Annotated in this window: 15 protein-coding genes (1 of these 15 only partly in view); 4 read left to right on the top strand and 11 right to left on the bottom strand. The window is 41.2% G+C overall.

Annotated features, from left to right (window positions below; all coding sequences use genetic code 11):
* Positions 1-70 precede the first annotated feature (70 nt).
* The 3 genes from ABC357_RS22495 to ABC357_RS22485 form a co-directional block, all read right to left on the bottom strand.
* On the bottom strand, positions 71-1,444 hold the full coding sequence (locus tag ABC357_RS22495) for a vWA domain-containing protein (protein ID WP_412889742.1): 1,374 nt from the start codon (positions 1,442-1,444) through the stop codon (positions 71-73).
* Positions 1,445-2,695: 1,251 nt separating this feature from the next.
* On the bottom strand, positions 2,696-4,279 hold the full coding sequence (locus ABC357_RS22490) for an amidohydrolase (protein ID WP_412889741.1): 1,584 nt from the start codon (positions 4,277-4,279) through the stop codon (positions 2,696-2,698).
* Positions 4,280-4,390: 111 nt separating this feature from the next.
* Positions 4,391-4,987: a DUF2238 domain-containing protein gene (locus tag ABC357_RS22485; RefSeq protein ID WP_412889740.1), complete on the bottom strand. Its 597-nt coding sequence runs from the start codon at positions 4,985-4,987 to the stop codon at positions 4,391-4,393.
* A 321-nt stretch (positions 4,988-5,308) separates the two neighbouring features.
* On the opposite strand from ABC357_RS22485, the gene ABC357_RS22480 reads away from it, so the two are divergent.
* Complete coding sequence (locus tag ABC357_RS22480) at positions 5,309-5,527, top strand: hypothetical protein (protein ID WP_412889739.1); 219 nt, start codon at positions 5,309-5,311, stop codon at positions 5,525-5,527.
* A gap of 463 nt (positions 5,528-5,990) precedes the next feature.
* Here the strand turns inward: ABC357_RS22480 and ABC357_RS22475 are convergent, their stop codons facing one another.
* The 4 genes from ABC357_RS22475 to groES form a co-directional block, all read right to left on the bottom strand.
* The gene (locus ABC357_RS22475) at positions 5,991-7,268 is read right to left on the bottom strand and encodes an MFS transporter (RefSeq protein WP_412889738.1); all 1,278 of its coding nucleotides are present in this window, start codon (positions 7,266-7,268) and stop codon (positions 5,991-5,993) included.
* A 138-nt stretch (positions 7,269-7,406) separates the two neighbouring features.
* Positions 7,407-8,573, bottom strand: a complete 1,167-nt coding sequence (locus ABC357_RS22470; protein WP_412889737.1) for an aminotransferase class I/II-fold pyridoxal phosphate-dependent enzyme — start codon at positions 8,571-8,573, stop codon at positions 7,407-7,409.
* 657 nt (positions 8,574-9,230) lie between these two features.
* Positions 9,231-10,862: a chaperonin GroEL gene (groL, locus tag ABC357_RS22465; protein ID WP_412889736.1), complete on the bottom strand. Its 1,632-nt coding sequence runs from the start codon at positions 10,860-10,862 to the stop codon at positions 9,231-9,233.
* Positions 10,863-10,914: 52 nt separating this feature from the next.
* The gene (gene groES, locus ABC357_RS22460) at positions 10,915-11,199 is read right to left on the bottom strand and encodes a co-chaperone GroES (protein ID WP_412889735.1); all 285 of its coding nucleotides are present in this window, start codon (positions 11,197-11,199) and stop codon (positions 10,915-10,917) included.
* A 309-nt stretch (positions 11,200-11,508) separates the two neighbouring features.
* On the opposite strand from groES, the gene ABC357_RS22455 reads away from it, so the two are divergent.
* Entirely contained in the window at positions 11,509-12,240 is a 732-nt protein-coding gene (locus ABC357_RS22455) for a CPBP family intramembrane glutamic endopeptidase (RefSeq protein WP_412889734.1), read from the top strand.
* Positions 12,237-12,440: a YdiK family protein gene (locus ABC357_RS22450; RefSeq protein WP_412889733.1), complete on the top strand. Its 204-nt coding sequence runs from the start codon at positions 12,237-12,239 to the stop codon at positions 12,438-12,440. Before ABC357_RS22455 ends, ABC357_RS22450 begins: the two co-directional genes overlap by 4 nt.
* Positions 12,441-12,487: 47 nt before the next feature.
* Here the strand turns inward: ABC357_RS22450 and ABC357_RS22445 are convergent, their stop codons facing one another.
* The gene (locus ABC357_RS22445; protein ID WP_412889732.1) at positions 12,488-13,171 is read right to left on the bottom strand and encodes a redox-sensing transcriptional repressor Rex; all 684 of its coding nucleotides are present in this window, start codon (positions 13,169-13,171) and stop codon (positions 12,488-12,490) included.
* Between the two features lie 555 nt (positions 13,172-13,726).
* Between ABC357_RS22445 and ABC357_RS22440 the strand changes: the two genes are divergently transcribed.
* Complete coding sequence (locus ABC357_RS22440; RefSeq protein ID WP_412889731.1) at positions 13,727-15,664, top strand: ABC-F family ATP-binding cassette domain-containing protein; 1,938 nt, start codon at positions 13,727-13,729, stop codon at positions 15,662-15,664.
* A gap of 296 nt (positions 15,665-15,960) precedes the next feature.
* On the opposite strand, the gene tsaD is transcribed toward ABC357_RS22440, so the two are convergent.
* The 3 genes in view from tsaD to tsaB are tightly spaced (at most 13 nt apart) and all read right to left on the bottom strand, a layout consistent with a single transcriptional unit that may run on beyond the window.
* Positions 15,961-16,977: a tRNA (adenosine(37)-N6)-threonylcarbamoyltransferase complex transferase subunit TsaD gene (gene tsaD, locus ABC357_RS22435; protein ID WP_412889730.1), complete on the bottom strand. Its 1,017-nt coding sequence runs from the start codon at positions 16,975-16,977 to the stop codon at positions 15,961-15,963.
* Complete coding sequence (gene rimI, locus ABC357_RS22430) at positions 16,974-17,426, bottom strand: ribosomal protein S18-alanine N-acetyltransferase (protein WP_412889729.1); 453 nt, start codon at positions 17,424-17,426, stop codon at positions 16,974-16,976. Before rimI ends, tsaD begins: the two co-directional genes overlap by 4 nt.
* 13 nt (positions 17,427-17,439) lie before the next feature.
* Positions 17,440-17,584, bottom strand: the 3' end of a protein-coding gene (gene tsaB, locus ABC357_RS22425) for a tRNA (adenosine(37)-N6)-threonylcarbamoyltransferase complex dimerization subunit type 1 TsaB (RefSeq protein ID WP_412889728.1). The gene runs 560 nt beyond the window's last position; the window shows 145 of its 705 coding nt (coding positions 561-705); its start codon lies off the right edge, out of view — the gene reads right to left on this strand; it ends in the stop codon at positions 17,440-17,442.

Raw genomic sequence — 17,584 nt, 5'->3', positions numbered from 1 at the left:
CATGATTGTCTATCCCTTCTCCTTAATGTCTAAGCACTATAGACGCATTCAGTTCAAAATCTCTCCTTTTCTACTCAATATTTTGCTTATATTTTTGTTCCAAAGCATTTAACGCCTCTTCATATCCCTGATCATTAAGGACTTTTAATTCTTTTTCAAAACGACTAATTTCATTATCAATCCATTGATGGTATTCCTTGTTTTTTTGTTCCAAAACATTCCGGGTCTCTTTACTTAATTTCCCGTAACGTTGAAGAACACCCATAATCAAACTTATTTTCGTTTCTTCAAACGTAGATGTTGCTTCTTCATGGGCTATATACGCAAAAATATCTATTTTATTTTGTACGTGTTTACTATCAAGATTTTGTTTCCCTAGTTTTCTCCATTCATTCCAGCTTTCCGTAACCTCTTTTAATTGAGAGAGCTCTTCATTCAGTTGTGCTGCATCGGTAACATTTGAATAAAGTCCATCCGTTGCTCTTGCAATCTCCTTCAATTCATTTTGTCCTTTACTGTCTACGTCAAAGCCAATTACATTGACAATCGGAATAGTATCGGACGCAAATAACTTTTTGGCCGCCTCTATAGGTTGATCTCCACAAGTGGAAACGCCGTCGCTGATTAAATAGACTATATTCATATTTGTCTTCCCATCAAAAGAAGCCAAATCCTTTAAAGCTTCTTTTAAAGCCAAACCTGTAGGAGTCCATCCCGTAGGTTTAATATTGCCCAAGGCTGATTCAAAACTGGTTGGATCGTAAGCAGATAGCGGATACGCCAATTCTGTGCTGCCGCATGAAATTTTTTTGTCGGATTCAGCATTGCTTCCTTTATTGCCGTATACACGAATGCCTACTCTAGCTTCCTTTGGCAGTTCTTGCACAAATGATCGAATAGCGTCTTTCGCTGCAGCCATTTTGTTTGAACCACCCGCATACTGCGCCATGCTTCCAGAGGCATCTAAAAGAATTTCTACGTTTAAGTTTTCTTTAAATTGATACCTTGGATTGCTGATAGATGGATCGCCTATCGATTGAAAGCGCAGCTTACGGATCATTTCCTCAGGTCCTTTATATTCATTTTGGACCATCTTTAGCAATTTACGATAAAATTGATCTATTTTCTCATCAGAAATATTTTTGGAGATATCCGGCAAATTCCGAAAAGATTGAATAACATGTTCTTCATCTTCTTTGTTAAAATTAGTTGGTATATCGTAATAAACGCCTACCGGCCTTTGCTCTAATTCAGAATAGGAAGTTGGCAAAGTAAGCATTTCTGCATGATCAGAATCCTCTTGAATTTCTTTGTTTTTGTTTTTTTTCTGATGAGCTATTTTCGTTTTCGGTTCACCTTTTGTTTGATTGTCTTGATCGTGACTGCAACCAGCCGTTACTAACAGGAGTAGAGCCATTAAAGTTACAACAATTGTTTTCCTCATAATAACCTCTTACTTTTCTATTATTTGTTAGTTTTAAGTTTTTATAATTTTATCAATGATACCAGGTATTCCTATTTTCCTGTTTACTTACTGCGGTAGACACAATTCCTAACACATCGCTTTCGGGTTGTACATAAATTACAATATCCCGATTATGTTTATTAACTTCTCCTATTAGTTCATAGGTGAAATAAGTCTAAATTATAAAGATCACTAAACGCATTTCAATAATTTATATTGTCACGTCGAGCAGTAACATTATGTTGTGGAGTCTTGGGAAATTTCTGGTCTTTAGCCTTTTTGCGTATTTGGGTTTTGGGTTGGATTTGTCTTGGGAGGTATATTCGTAGATGGTTAGTTATGTTTATCTCCGAACTGGGATTGTTGCCGTCTTCTTTTCCTACATTTGCTTTTAAAACTCTTACCTTGTTACCATAATTTTGAATATGTGTATCAGTTTAGAGACCTTATCTATGCTGACTTCTCTAGCTATGCCTGCAAATTATTTCGTTTATACGTAGGCATAAGCAACAGGAATATCTCTCATAAACATTTCGGTTTAAGGCTCGATAATAATGCTTACTCTATCTAACGCCTCGATCACTTAATGGAATTGTATTTTTCTGAAGGGTACATCGAAACTAACCGGTGATTATTTTAACGAAGATTTGAATATGGTTTTATCATATTTTGAATTATAACGTCCGTCGGTTTTATTCTATAGAACAACTACTACCAAGCACAAGAGGTCTTCTTTAGAGTCACATAAGATGAATTAACATATTTATCAGGCACTTTCCTCGTTGTTAATTGATTTTTTGTACCAATTTCACTGCTGGTATATCACCATTTGATATATATATATATCTTTGTCATACCTCCTAAACTATAAAATTATGAAATAATTTTTTTCATTTATTACCTCCTACCTAAAACAAATAAACATTTTTATACTTTTTTACATTTATGCACTTAATATACATATCTTTTTACCACCTCCTGCACAAAACGTCAAACCTATGTCGAAATTTAGTAGTATCATTGATTCATTTATTGAAAAAGTCCTGACTTCCTCGTTTTTCCTTTTTCTAAAAAACGACTTTAGAATCAATTAACTTTGCCAAAAAAAATAATTTAATACTAAACGATTATTTTCTACTTATTTAATGGATTAAAGGATATCCATCTCTCTTGCTAACCTACAAAAAAACCGCCACTGCATGATGGCGGGTTAAAGTGCATCCTTCCTACTTATATATTTTGAACTCTTCCGCCGATAACAGTCATTTCAATATTGGTATCGAGCAGTTCATCAGGATGTTCAATAGATGTCATATCTTTTGAGTAAACGGTCATATCGGCCAGCTTGCCTGGGGAAAGGGTTCCTTTGCTATCTTCTTCATTAGTCGCATACGCGCCGCCGATTGTGAAAAGCTTAAGTGCTTCTTCGACGGATAGCTTTTCACTTTCATTCCAGCCGCCATGTTTTTCATTTGGCGCCCTGCGGGTAACTGCTGCATGAATGCCTAGAAGCGGATCTACAGGCTCTACAGGGGAATCCGATCCGCCTGCGCAGATGACCCCTGCTGACAGGAGTGTTTTCCACGCATATAAATCCTTTAGTCGGGATTCGCCGAGCCGCTCCTGTATCCATGGATAATCGCCGACAATAAACCTTGGCTGAATATCAGCCACTATGCTTGGTACGGTTAATTTCTTCACCAAGTCTTCCCTAACCAAAGATGCGTGGATAATCCGGTCGCGGTAGGATGATTCAGGAAATTGGCTCCGTGCTGACAGAACCATATCCAATGCCTGGTCGCCGATTGTATGGACAGCGATCGGCATTCCGGCTTCCCTGACATCCTTTATCATGGCCGTCAATGTATCCATATCCTGTATGGCTTCCCCGTATTGGCCGGGTGCATCGGAATAAGGCGACGACAGCAGGGCTGTCCGTCTTCCAAACGCGCCATCCGCAAACATTTTAATGGCGCCGATCCGAAGTGTCTCGTTTCCGTAGCCTGTAGTCATACCGCTCGCAATCATGTCCTTTAAAAATGGATAATTGATCAATAGATTGCAGCGAAGGTCGTTGTTGCCCCCATTCAATAGCTCATCATACATGCGGTACGTTTGCTGAAGACCGCCCAAATAAAGGGGATCATTGCTATGGACGCTTGTCAGCCCCTTGCTGACAGCAAATTTCATTGCTTGGTCAAGCGCTCCCTTCAATTCCTCATATGTACGTTCCGGAATGAATGGTGTAACAAGTTTGGCGGCTCCTTCAAGCAAAAGCCCTGTCGGTTTATTCGTATAGGGGTCTTTTACCACATTCGGATTATCTGATTGGCCGCAGCCGCTTATGTCAATGGCTTTTGAATTGACCAGGAAAGCATGATGGCAAGTGCGCTTCAAATACACTGGGCAATGGGGTGCCACAGCATCAAGCTCTTCAATAGACGGGATGCCGCCATCGTCGAACAAATTCTCATCCCAGCCCATGCCTAGCAGCCATTCCCCTTTAGAAAGCGTTTTCGCTTTTTCTCGGATCATATCGAGCATTTTAGCCTTCGAGGTGACCCCTGCCAAATCTAAATCCAAATAAAACAAAGCAACGCCTGACATATGCAAATGACTGTCGATCAGTCCTGGTGAAGCCATCCTTCCCTGAAGGTCGACGTACGTACATCCGCTTCGCCCCCACTGCACATCCATCTCTTTATGGGAGCCCGCATCCAAGATTCTGCCATTCTCTACAACCAAAGCTTCACAAACCGGAAACCGAGAATCCAGCGTATGAATCAATCCATTTGTAAAAATCGTTCTTTCCATCCTGTATAACTCCTTCCCTGCATCTATTTTCCTTATCTTTCCTCATTTTATCATATCACTGCCCATCCATAGAAAAAGAGCATCTATGAAAGATGCCCTTCTACATGTATGTTATGCCGCCTTTTTCGACTTTCCATGCTTGCTAATCAAGAAGCAGGCCATGACGGTGGCGCCAATTAGTCCGTCAATCATATCGAACATTGTATCATCCGGATCGCGGCCCTGTGCCGTGAAGCTAAATAACTTATCCCCGGCAAATTCCATCAGCTCCCATGCGCCTGCTATGGCCAGCCCACAGACTATTATGTAAAAAGCGATGAATGGCTTCGGCATGGATTCTGCTTTCTCATGTCCAATCATATAATTCATCACAAGCCACGCACCATATCCAAGCCAAATGCCTGAAGTCAGATGCAGAAAATCGTCAAAATGGTGGATGCTGTACATCCCTCCGAATGTACCTAAACCTACCGAAATAAAAATAAACAAGTATGTCATTCCAGCAAAAATAGATGGAAAAGCAGAAGCCGCTTTCCATTGATATGCCGCAATGCCGAACAGTGCCAATACAGTCAATATCCCCATGAAGCCTTTCGTTCCATTGCCATCGATAAACTTCATCACAGTCCAACCGGCAATGATGACTGTCACTACACCCCAAAGACTGTTTTCTATTATCTTTCCTTGTTTCGTTCTTTGATCCTTCACACCTGCCAACTCCTCTACTCTACCGATAGATGTCTATTCCCTCTATGGTCATTTTTCACACTATCCTTTACAGATATATGTCAAGTTATCATATGATTATGTGGCTGGATAGAGAGAATTATAGCCATTTAGCAACATCATTCCCTAGGAAATATTACGTTTCAACATTTTCCAACGATATCTATCAGTAAAAAGCCCATTCCCGTCCTATGAAAAAGATGTAGGGGCCGGAATTTCACGGTATTGTAAAATATTTTTAGAAAATGGATCTCTCAACATGGTTTAATTTTAATGAGGCTAATTAATAAGGAGTTGTACTTTATGGATGGTAAAAAAACGGTCCTTGTTTTCCGCATGCAGTCACGAGAAGAGAGACTAATGAAATTAGCACAGAAAACTGGTAAGAAACAAATTTTGAATACGTGGATCGAGCCTTGCGAAGGGGAAGATTGCTGTTGCGAAGAACACGCCTTCAGAAAATTTGTGTTGCCTGACGGAACAATCGATATTGTGAAAATTCCTATAGATGAACTGAATTAAAGCTATTATAAAATGAATGGACGCCCCTTCTCAAATGAGTCGGGGCGTTTTCATATAGATGGCTATTCATTCATTTGATTCAGCGTTTAATGCCTTTATGGCAGACAACACCTTTTTCACATGCCCAGCGCTCCCCCGATTTTTGATATGGCGTTTGAAAGTTAAAATGATTTATCCTTTAATCGGGTAAACTACATTGGAAATAGTCCGTTTCAACTACCACTCCACTATCCGCTATGATCCAACCGCCCGTCAACGCAGCGTTTAAGAATCAACCTCAATCCTATTCCCATTCAACAAAGTGATGTTTCTCACTCTTTCCCCCCTCCTGTAGACCTTTCAACTAGAATATCATTTCTCCTTATCTATTAACTAACATAAAAGGCACTTCCAGAGAATAACTCCGAAAGCACCTTTTCAGGTATCTATTCAATCTGTTTATTCATGTGCGGCCGAAAACGGCTCAAATAGCATCGATCACTTCCTCGGCCGCGGCATTAGGCTGTGATGTATGCTTCGGCTTTGTTTTGGCAGCGATAAAGAATAGTACAAATTGCACGACGGCTAGAGCAATCAATATCTCCAACAGAAGGCTGTATGAGTGGTTGATATTATAGATGGCCCCTGCTACGACTGGAGTGACGGCTGCCCCCATGGAAACGAAGATGGAAACGACACCGTAAATTCCACCGTATTCTTTTTCACCGAAAAGGACACCTGTAACATAAGCTGGTGTAACCGTTACAGCTGTTGCTCCTATGCCGGAGAATATCGTATACAAGATAGCTAGAGGCAGAATATCGGCTTTCATCAAGAAGAAAAAGCTGATGAGGCTTCCAGCACTTATAATGAAGACAGCTGATATTAAGCCCAACTTATCAAACAAGCGGCCGATAACTAATTTTCCGAGCAGCACCATCGCTGAACCTAATGATAGAAGCAATGCCGCTGTTTTGGCGGATGCGCCAATATCGCTTAAATAAGGGGCAAGGTTGATCAGCATACTATTTACAACAATGCCTCCCACTATAATAGCTGCACAAAGGGCCCAGAAAGAGACAGATTTGAATGCTTCTCGCTGAGTTGTCCCCTCCAATACCGTATTTTGGATCATTTCTGCTGTCTTCTTTTCTTCTCCGAGCGCTAAAAGCCCTTTATCGGAAGGGTGTTGTTTTATAACGAATAAAGCTAATGGCACTAATATGACTGCGATTAAAATGCCAATGGTCAAATAGCCGGCTCTCCACCCATAGCTTAAAATAAGCCAGTTTGTAACAGGGCTAAGGATTACGCCTCCAAAACCGCTTCCTGATAAAGCGATACCGAGGCATAGGCCGCGTTTTTCATTAAACCAATTTGTAATAAGAACGGATGTCGGGATCATTGCACCGCCAGTCAAGGCAGCTCCCATAGGAATGGCAAATAAATAGAAGTGAATTAATTTAGTAGAAAAAGAGAATCCAATATACGAAATGGCGCCCAATAAAATAAAGATCGTCAAAAATAGACGGATGTCCATTTTCTTCATGAGCTTTCCTGCCAAAGGGCCAAAAATCATAGCCGAAACAGCCATAATCGTATAGTACGTCATGAACTGGGAGCGTCCGAATCCAAGATCCTCTGTTACAGGCAATGTAAACAATGAAACCAAATTTGCAATAGGGGCATAAATAAACGTCATGATGAGGAAGGTTGCCACCACAATCCACCATCCATAAAACATCTTGCCTTTTGTATTCATATATCAACATCCTTTTCCTAATTAATGTAAGCGCTATTATTTCTTCTGATAATTAGAACATTAAAGATCGGATTGCCGGATGATATTCGCACCATTTCCAGCAAACAAAGCGGCAAATCTTTTCCAGCTGATTAATAATCATGGAACGATTGGACTATTGCTTAAAAACGCTTCCAATCTATTCATGGCTTCCTCCAGCATTTCCATTGAATAGGCATAAGTAATTCGTACATACCCTTCACCCGCCTGAGAGAAAGCGCTTCCCGGAACAACAGCAACCCTTCCTTCCCGAAGAAGCTTCGTTGAGAAATCAAGTGAATCCTCAAATCCTGCCGGAATTCTAGGAAAAATATAAAAGGCACCTTCCGGCTTTTCTACTTCAAGCCCCATTCCGATTAGTCGTCTATATACCATATCACGCCGTTTAATATATTCGATATTCATAGGCGCTGAATCTTCTCGACCACATTTCAATGCTTCAATGGCAGCAAACTGGCTGGTGATCGGGGCGCAAACATTGCTGAATAAATGGACCTTCGTCATTTGTTCTGTAAGGAAGGTGGGCGCCAAGGTAAATCCGATTCGCCAGCCTGTCATAGAATGCGACTTTGACAACCCATGGACAACGATCGTCTTGTCATGCAAGCCTTCCATAGAAGCAATCGATGTGTGTTGTCCAGTAAATGTATTCTCACTATAAATCTCATCGGAAATGACATATAGCTCCTGTGTGCGAAGCCACTCCGCCAAAGGTTCGAGTTCTTCTCTAGTAAGGATTCCTCCAGTAGGATTAGAAGGGTAATTGAATAAGATTGCTTTTGTTTTGGCAGTCACTGCTTTTTTCAACTGATCAACGGAAGGCTTGAAACCGTTTATGGTTGTGTCTACCAACACCGGTACAGCTCCGTTCAGTTCAATCAACGGAATATAACCCGAATAAACAGGCTCAAATAGGACAACCTCATCTCCCTCTTCAAGAATCGTTCTGAGTGTAATGTCCAGCGCTTCACTGGCCCCGCACGTAATGATGATTTCATCTTCAGCGCGATATGATAGCCCGTAGCGATCTTCAAAAAAGGATTGGACTTCTTGGCGCAGCGGCAACAACCCGCTATTGACGGAATATCCGTTCTGATTGGCTGTGATTGAAGCAATAGCTGCTTCTTTAATATGCTCCGGAGTGAAAAAATCCGGCTGGCCGACCGTCAAATCAATAGCGTCTGGATACTTCACAAGCTCGTTATATACTTTTCTAATCCCGGATGGTTCAATATTTAAAACTCTCGGATTTAATGTAAGGCCCATATGTACATCATCCTTTCGCATACACAATCATAGCCACGTATAACCAATGGTTATGATGAAAAATAAACATAAAACAAATTCCCCATGAGCATCATTTTTCCTTACTCAAATGCCTCTCTAGATTTAGATGCAATTTTTGTGCCTTTTGTACATTTTTTGAACAAATTGTTTAAAAATTTTAATATTTATCTCATTCAGGAAGATTAAAAGGGAATTTAAAGCGGTTTTTGCCATCCTTAACTTATTTAGCAATTTTTTCATTATTCGTATGAACCTGCCTGTTCTCTCCGATAACACTCTATTATCGGAAAATATTTTTACATTTCGTAAAAATATTTTCCGACTCTAACAAACAAAAAACACCCTGCTTATCAGCAAAGTGTAATGAATGAATATGATATTAAAAAAAGTGGAATCTGATTAGGACTAGAGAACTCCTAGTTGCCGTTTCTCTTACCTCTCTTGGTTATATTCAACTGGCCATTTTTCGTGTGGAATATCTTAAAATCCTGATATTCATTTCGTTCCTGCTCCAACATTGAACAAAAAAAGAGACCTCTCATCAGAATTGATGAAAGGTCTCATTAATTTACTTTTTTGACTAACAGATGAATAATTCTCTTACAAACCTTGTAAAATCAAGGTTACAGGGAGTTATTACATCATGCCGCCCATTCCACCCATGCCGCCCATGTCAGGCATCATTGGTGCTGCGTTTTCTTCTGGCTTGTCAGCAACAACTGCTTCAGTTGTTAGGAACATAGCCGCTACAGAAGCCGCGTTTTGTAGAGCTGAACGTGAAACCTTAGTTGGGTCAACGATACCAGCTTCGATCATGTTTACCCATTGGCCAGTAGCTGCGTTGAATCCAGTTCCTACTTCTTCGCGTTTTAGGCGTTCAACGATGACAGAACCTTCAAGTCCTGCATTGTGTGCGATTTGGCGAACTGGCTCTTCGATTGCGCGAAGGACGATGTTTACGCCAGTAGCTTCGTCGCCTTCAGCTTCGATTTCAGCGATTTTGTTGTAGACGTTAAGGAATGCAGTACCACCACCGGATACGATACCTTCTTCAACAGCTGCACGCGTTGAGTTTAGAGCGTCTTCGATGCGAAGTTTGCGTTCTTTCAACTCCGTTTCTGTTGCAGCGCCGACTTTGATGACTGCTACGCCGCCAGCCAATTTAGCAAGGCGTTCTTGCAGTTTTTCACGGTCGAATTCAGAAGTTGTTTCTTCCAATTGCATGCGGATTTGGTTGATGCGGGCATCGATGCCTGCTTTGTCTCCAGCACCTTCAACAACTGTCGTGTTTTCTTTTGTAACAACGACTTTAGCAGCGCGTCCTAAAGAATCGATTGTTGCAGATTTAAGGTCGCGGCCTAGTTCTTCTGTAATCACTTCTCCGCCAGTCAAGGCAGCGATGTCTTCAAGCATTGCTTTACGGCGGTCACCGAAGCCAGGAGCTTTGACAGCTACTGCGTTGAATGTTCCGCGAAGCTTGTTCACTACAAGAGTAGCTAGAGCTTCACCTTCCACGTCTTCAGCGATCATCAACAATGGCTTGCCTTGTTGTACCACTTGTTCAAGCACTGGCAGGATTTCTTGGATGCTGCCGATTTTCTTGTCAGTGATCAGGATATATGGGTTTTCAAGAACAGCTTCCATTTTGTCGCTGTCAGTTACCATGTATGGAGATGCATATCCACGGTCGAATTGCATACCTTCTACTACGTCCAATTCAGTTGCGAATCCTTTAGATTCTTCAATTGTGATAACGCCGTCGTTTCCAACGCGTTCCATCGCTTCCGCAATCAATTGGCCGACTTCGTCATCAGCAGCAGAGATAGCCGCTACTTGAGCGATTGATTCTTTGCTTTCGATTGGGCGTGAGATTTCTTTCAACTCTTCAACAGCAGCTTTAACCGCTTTTTCGATCCCTTTGCGGATGCCCATTGGGTTAGCGCCAGCAGTAACGTTTTTCAAGCCTTCACGGATCATTGCTTGTGCAAGGACTGTTGCAGTTGTCGTACCGTCACCAGCGATATCGTTTGTTTTGCTTGCTACTTCAGCAACCAATTTAGCACCCATGTTTTCGAATGCATCTTCAAGCTCGATTTCTTTAGCGATCGTTACACCGTCATTTGTGATAAGCGGTGAACCGAATTTCTTTTCAAGAACCACGTTGCGTCCTTTTGGTCCAAGAGTTACTTTTACTGCATTTGCAAGAGCATCTACACCACGAAGCATTGAACGGCGTGCTTCTTCACTGAACTTAATATCTTTAGCCATGTTTCCATTACCTCCCTAAATTTTTAAACGTTTCGTATAAGTATGGTTTTGATTAACCGATAATTGCCAATATGTCGCTTTCGCGTAAAATTAAGTATTCAGTACCTTCATATTTCACTTCAGTACCTGCATATTTTGAGAAGATGATACGATCGCCAACAGCAACCTCTGGAGCAACCCGCTCGCCATTATCAAGTACATTTCCTGCGCCTACAGCAATTACTTTACCTTCTTGAGGCTTTTCCTTTGCAGTATCAGGCAGTACGATACCGCTTGCAGTTTTTTCTTCAGATTGAACTAGTTCAATAATAACGCGATCTCCTAATGGTTTTAACAAGAAAAACACCCTCCTCAATTTTAACTCACGATAGATTATCTATTAGCACTCAACACTAATGAGTGCTAACACAATTATTATCATAATGAAATTTGCTCTTTTTTTCAAGTATTTCACTTTAAAAAAAATCCCCGTTTTTTCTACATGATTTGCCATTTGCCTCAACAAATTGATGTAACCTTCTACAGTATGGGCCATAAAAGGCATTACTATTACAATCCTAAGCAAGCAATTAACCGGAATCGTTTGTAACCTTTCCCTAAAAAGAAGTACAATACTCATAAGTGCTTTTTTAAAGGAGTTAACTCAGTGAAAAAAGAATATATATTGATTTTAATCACTTATGTGTGTATGCTTTTATCGCCATTTTTCGGGACACCGCTCTTTACGTTCATATGGAAGATGGCCGGGGTGCCTGAACAGAAGGCAATCCTTAATGGTTATGCGTATTGGTCCATTTTCGCTTTCCTGGCAACTTTGTTCATCATCCTGTGGCTGCTTCGGAAAGAACGCTCTGCCGGTGAAGGCAACCTCCGCGACAAACCGAAAGCATCCGTTGGCATTTCCATCGCCTGGGCGATCGGCGGAATTTTCATCGCGATATTCGCTCAGAATATCGCCGTCCGAATTGAACAATTGGTTGGCATAAATACCGTATCGGAAAACACGTCATTCATTATGCAAATGATTAAGAGCATCCCTCTTTTCGTTATCTTAACCAGCATAATTGGCCCAATTCTTGAAGAGATTGTGTTTCGGAAAATCATTTTCGGAACCATATACAAAAAGTATAACTTCTTCATTTCTGCTTTGGTCAGCTCGGTCATTTTTGGATTGGCGCACAGGGAGCTGCCGCATATCCTGCTTTATTCAGCCATTGGGTTCACATTTGCCTTTCTCTATGTACGGACGAATCGCATATTGGTCCCCATCTTCGCCCATGTCATGATGAACACGCTGGTTGTCATCGTCCAATTGAAGTACGATGATATCATGCAATCTATTGAAACCGTACAAAGCATTATTGGAGGAATATTATGAGACGTCAATCACCTTTAGCCTCTGGCTTGCTGTATATAGTTCTTGGCATCGTCTTCACGTTCCTGGCCATCAACTACGTATCACAGGATGGCTGGAACTTATTTTCTTTTTTAATCGTCTTTCTTGCCACAATCGATTTTGGGACAGGCATCCGGCTGCTTATGCTCCATTTCCGTCTGATGCGTATGAAAAAGAAATAAAAAAGTATACAAAAAAACCGATCCTAGCATGATCGGTTTTTTCATGTTCAATTCTCGAACAATGGTGTTTCATCATCGGTATGATGAGTATCCTCCATCGGATAATGCTTCAGAAAATAGACAAGCGACTGCAATTCAACGGCAAGATCGATATGGTGCACACGAATGGAAGCAGGCACATTTAATCGCGCAGGCGTAAAATTCAGGATTCCCTGCACATTGGAATGGACAAGACGATCTGTAATTGGCTGTGCCACTTTAGCAGGCACTGTCAAAATCGCAACAGAAACTCCCTCTTTCTGAAGGCGTTCCTCCATTTCATCCATATGATAAATTTCTACTTCCCCTATCTTCGTACCCACTTTATCCTCCGAAACATCAAAAGCCATTTCGATTTTCGTATTATTATTTTTCAAGAAATTATAGTGCAAAAAAGCGGTCCCTAAATTCCCTACCCCGATCAACGCAACTTTGGTCAGCTCATCCTGGTCAAGTGTTTTACGGAAAAAAGATAATAAATAATTGACATTATAGCCATAGCCTTTCTTGCCAAGCGCTCCAAAGTACGAAAAATCCCTGCGGATAGTTGCTGAATCCACTTTTACCGCTTCACTTAATTCTGCGGAAGAAACTCTTTGTTTTCCTGATGAATGCAAATTCTTTAAGAACCGATAATACAACGGTAAACGCTTCGCCGTTGCTTGCGGGATTTTTAATGTATCATGCGGCATAAATAACTCCCCCCAATATATTCTGCTCATTCTTACTAATTTTTGTCTATAATAATCAGGGTCTGATGATACTCCTTTTTTTCCTAAATAAAAGGCTTAACCTTTTGATTAGGAAGTAATTGACCGTTCGGAGTAAGTAAAGCTCACTGCGCAAATGCGCATCCCTGTTAACGCTTTCATTCCCGTACTGTCCCCTATCGCCTTTTTATCCGTTATTGTCAAACATAATCAAAAATTTTGATTTTTCAACAACTAATAGGTGCATGGTTTATCCATGGACATAACAGGATAGCAACATAATAGCACGTAACTTGCTGTATAACCAAACAGTACACGGATGGAATGTTTGTATGTGCACTCTTACTGATGTGAATGTCTATTGATAGTTGCCGGACTGATCTGAACGTGCAGATTAGCCCCTACGTTAAATCATACACTATTTTCCTTTCTTTGTGCAAAAGTTTGTATTGCATTTCACAAAAGAAGCTTTACATAATTGCCCATTGACCCTTTTATCGTTTACACTACAACTATGACAACCGAGGTGAAAAAATTATGATCGTTCTACAAGTTAATAGAATCTCTAAATACTTTGGGGCTGAAAAAGTCCTTTCTGATATAAAACTGGAAGTCCAGCAAAGGGACCGCATCGGCTTGGTCGGAAGAAACGGAGCCGGAAAATCAACTCTCCTGAAAATCATCGCAGGGCAATTATCCTATGATGGAGGAGAAATAATCAAACCAAAAGACTTAACGTTCGGTTATTTAGCTCAAAATACAGGCCTTGAATCGGATAAGACCATATGGGAGGAGATGCTGACTGTCTTTGCCCATCTGATTGATCTGGAAAGAAAGCTCCGTTCGCTTGAGGAAAAAATGACTCTACCGGAAACATATAATAATGAAGTGCTCTACCAGCAAATCATGCGTGAATACGATGAGTTACAAATTGCCTTTAAGGAAAAAGGGGGCTATCAGTATGAAGCAGATATCCGCTCCGTCCTGCATGGCCTTCAATTCCAGCAATTCGATTACGAAACACCCGTCTCTTCTTTAAGCGGCGGGCAAAGGACAAGATTGGCGTTAGGGAAGCTCCTGCTTTCGCAGCCCGATTTGTTGATTCTGGACGAACCTACGAACCATCTGGATATCGAAACGCTGACATGGCTGGAACAATACCTTCTTGGTTACAAGGGTGCTGTTTTGATTGTTTCCCATGACCGCTACTTCATGGATAAAGTAGTATCTGTTATTTATGAAATTTCACGTACTACAAGCAAGAAATACCATGGCAATTACAGCTACTATCTGGAAGAAAAAGCAGCTAATTATGAGCGAGAAATGAAGCTGTATGAGAAACAACAGGATGAAATTGCGAAACTGAATGATTTTATCCAAAAAAATATTGCCCGTGCGACGACAACGAAGCGGGCCCAAAGCCGCAGGAAGCAACTGGACCGTATGGAGGTAATGGATCGTCCATTAGGAGACGAAAAGTCGGCTTCTTTTACCTTCCGGATGACAAAGCAAAGCGGCAACATTGTCGCAAACATCACTGATGCGAGCGTTGGATATGAAGGACAGCCTATCTCGCGCAATATCAACATTGCCATTTCAAAGGGCGACAGTATCGCCCTCGTCGGACCGAACGGCGTCGGTAAAACCACTTTATTAAAAACCGTGCTGAATAAGCTTCCTTTATTGAAAGGGCATGTTGATTTCGGATCGAATGTCGTTATCGGCTATTATGACCAGGAGCAAGCAAACCTTACTTCAAATAAACGAGTATTGAACGAACTGTGGGATGAATATCCGACAACCAATGAAAAAGACATCCGCACAGTGCTTGGAAATTTCCTATTTTCAGGTGATGATGTTCTAAAACCTGTTTCTACGCTCAGCGGAGGAGAAAAAGCCCGCTTAGCCTTATCCAAGCTTATGATGCAGGGCGCAAATTTCTTAATATTGGACGAGCCTACCAACCATTTGGATCTCGATAGCAAAATCGTCTTGGAAAATGCGCTAGTTGAATTTCCGGGCACTATCTTATTTGTATCCCATGACCGTTATTTTATTAATCGCATTGCTTCTAAGGTGATTGAGTTATCCACAGATGGCAGTGAAGAATTCCTTGGTGACTATGATTACTTTGTGGAAAAGAAAGCAGAAAAAGCAGCGCATGAACTATATGATCAAGCACAGGCAGCTACCACTGCTTCAGTTCCCCAAGATGATAAAGGCAGTTATCAGCAAGATAAAGAAGTGAAAAAGAGACAACGGCAAATTTCCCGGAGAATCGAGGAAATCGAAGGGCAAATGGAAGAGTTGGAGCTGAAGATAGCCAAACAGAATGAGTTATTATGCGATCCGGCTGTTTATCAGGACCATGAGCAAGTTCTTACTATTAACGAAGTGCTCGATCAATCCAATAAAGAACTTGACCAGCTGATGGAGGAATGGGGACAACTCGAGGAAGAACAAAATTCTTTATAGTAACAGAGAACTATTTATCCAGAGCAAATCGCTCTGGATATTTCTTTCGGCATAAATATTCAGAATTCTGTGGATAAATAATATATATACACAACTAACTGTGAACAACTCGATTTTATTGTGGATAAATGTACGAATAAGTGTGAATAATGTGGAAAAGTCTAAAATAAGTCATTTTAAACGTATTTTATTTGTGGACAATAATGGTGATAACTTTTGTCTTTTGTGGATGAAACGTGAATAACTTTTTCTTAAAAACAAAAAAGGCGATAGGCCTAAAAGCCTATCGCCGATTATTATAGTTGTTCAAGATCCAAACCTGGATTTGCATTCAAATCATATCCTGAACGCTTTCCTTTTTCAAACATGACACTGCCCACTGCGGCAATCATTGCTGCATTGTCCGTGCATAGCGATAAAGGAGGGATAATTAATTCTACATCCTCGATTTCTTTAAATGCACTTTCCAATTCAGCTCTTAATCCCTTATTGGCCGCCACTCCGCCAGCCAGCAACACTTGTTTCACTTTATATTGCTCACATGCTTTCAACGTTTTTGTAACCAACACTTCGATTACACTGCTTTGGAAGCTCGCAGCCAAATCTTCTGGTTTGATTGTTTCCCCTCTTTGCTCGGCATTATGCACTGTGTTGATGACAGCCGATTTTAAACCGCTAAAGCTGAAATCATATGAGCCTTCTTCGAGCCATGCACGCGGCAGCTTGATAGAGGGTTCCCCTTCATGAGCAAGCCTGTCTATATGAGGGCCTCCAGGGTATGGCAGGTTCAATGTTCTTGCCACCTTATCATATGCCTCTCCTGCTGCATCATCTCTCGTTTCACCCAATACTTGAAAAGAACCGTGCTCTTTCATATATACAAGTTCAGTATGTCCGCCAGAAACAACCAATGCTAACAAAGGAAACTTCATTTCTTTCAGTAATCTGTTCGCATATATGTGCCCGGCAATGTGATGAACCCCAATTAACGGTATTCCATGTGCATAGGAAACGGCTTTAGCTGCATTCACACCGATAAGCAATGCGCCCACAAGCCCAGGCCCTTCTGTTACCGCGATGGCATCAATATCCTCATAAGATAATTGAGCCTGTTCCAAAGCTTCCTCAAGTACCACTGTAATCGCCTCCACATGATGGCGGGAAGCTATTTCAGGCACCACTCCGCCGAATCGTTTATGGCTTTCTATTTGCGAGGCAACTATATTTGATACTATTTCTCTTCCGTTCTTAACGATTGAAACAGCCGTTTCATCACAGCTAGTTTCAATTCCCATTATATATTGATCCTTCATGCTAAATTCACCCACATTACAATCGCATCCTCTTGATTATCACTATAGTAATTTTTTCGAATGGCGCCTTCAATGAATCCCAGCTTCCGGTACAACGACTTAGCCGGCGTATTGCTGACACGCACTTCCAATGTCATACGCTCTATCTGGCGCGCCCGGCAGGCATCCATCATATAACGAAGCAATTCCTCGCCCAAACCTCTTCCTCTGTATTCCGGCAAAATGGCTATATTCGTTATATGCGCTTCATCAATCACAAGCCATGCTCCGCAATACCCTACTATTTTTCCGCTATCTACCAACACCGTATAGTGGGCAAATTGATTTTGATTCAATTCATTATAAAAAGCCTCTCTACTCCAAGGAAGAGTAAAGCAGGCATGCTCCAATAGAATAATCTCATCTAAATCCCCTACTGTCATTGGACGGAAACTAGTTGTTTGATTCATCTGCCTCAATCCTTTACTGTGCACTTTCTTTTTTTTGTTCCTTTATCCAGTTCGCTTCTGCTTCTGCAAGCCGTACATAATTAGGGACAAAAGAATGTACATCCTCTTCTGCTTCTGCCTGTCCCAATAAACCGAGAGTTCCTGGACGCGGATATATA

This window comes from Bacillus kalamii (assembly GCF_047238185.1).
GTDB lineage: Bacteria > Bacillota > Bacilli > Bacillales > DSM-1321 > Bacillus_AD.
Note: the sequence above shows the minus strand (reverse complement) of the source record. Positions and strands in the feature narration are given on the sequence as shown.

Bases quoted from the DNA above. Each gene is read 5' to 3' on its own strand.
- ABC357_RS22440 (WP_412889731.1), top strand. From the start codon at position 13,727: ATGATCGTTCTACAAGTTAATAGAATCTCTAAATACTTTGGGGCTGAA.
- ABC357_RS22445 (WP_412889732.1), bottom strand. From the start codon at position 13,171: ATGCCGCATGATACATTAAAAATCCCGCAAGCAACGGCGAAGCGTTTA.
- ABC357_RS22470 (WP_412889737.1), bottom strand. From the start codon at position 8,573: ATGGGCCTTACATTAAATCCGAGAGTTTTAAATATTGAACCATCCGGG.
- ABC357_RS22475 (WP_412889738.1), bottom strand. From the start codon at position 7,268: ATGAATACAAAAGGCAAGATGTTTTATGGATGGTGGATTGTGGTGGCA.
- ABC357_RS22450 (WP_412889733.1), top strand. From the start codon at position 12,237: ATGAGACGTCAATCACCTTTAGCCTCTGGCTTGCTGTATATAGTTCTT.
- ABC357_RS22480 (WP_412889739.1), top strand. From the start codon at position 5,309: ATGGATGGTAAAAAAACGGTCCTTGTTTTCCGCATGCAGTCACGAGAA.
- tsaD (WP_412889730.1), bottom strand. From the start codon at position 16,977: ATGAAGGATCAATATATAATGGGAATTGAAACTAGCTGTGATGAAACG.
- ABC357_RS22490 (WP_412889741.1), bottom strand. From the start codon at position 4,279: ATGGAAAGAACGATTTTTACAAATGGATTGATTCATACGCTGGATTCT.
- rimI (WP_412889729.1), bottom strand. From the start codon at position 17,426: ATGAATCAAACAACTAGTTTCCGTCCAATGACAGTAGGGGATTTAGAT.
- groL (WP_412889736.1), bottom strand. From the start codon at position 10,862: ATGGCTAAAGATATTAAGTTCAGTGAAGAAGCACGCCGTTCAATGCTT.
- ABC357_RS22495 (WP_412889742.1), bottom strand. From the start codon at position 1,444: ATGAGGAAAACAATTGTTGTAACTTTAATGGCTCTACTCCTGTTAGTA.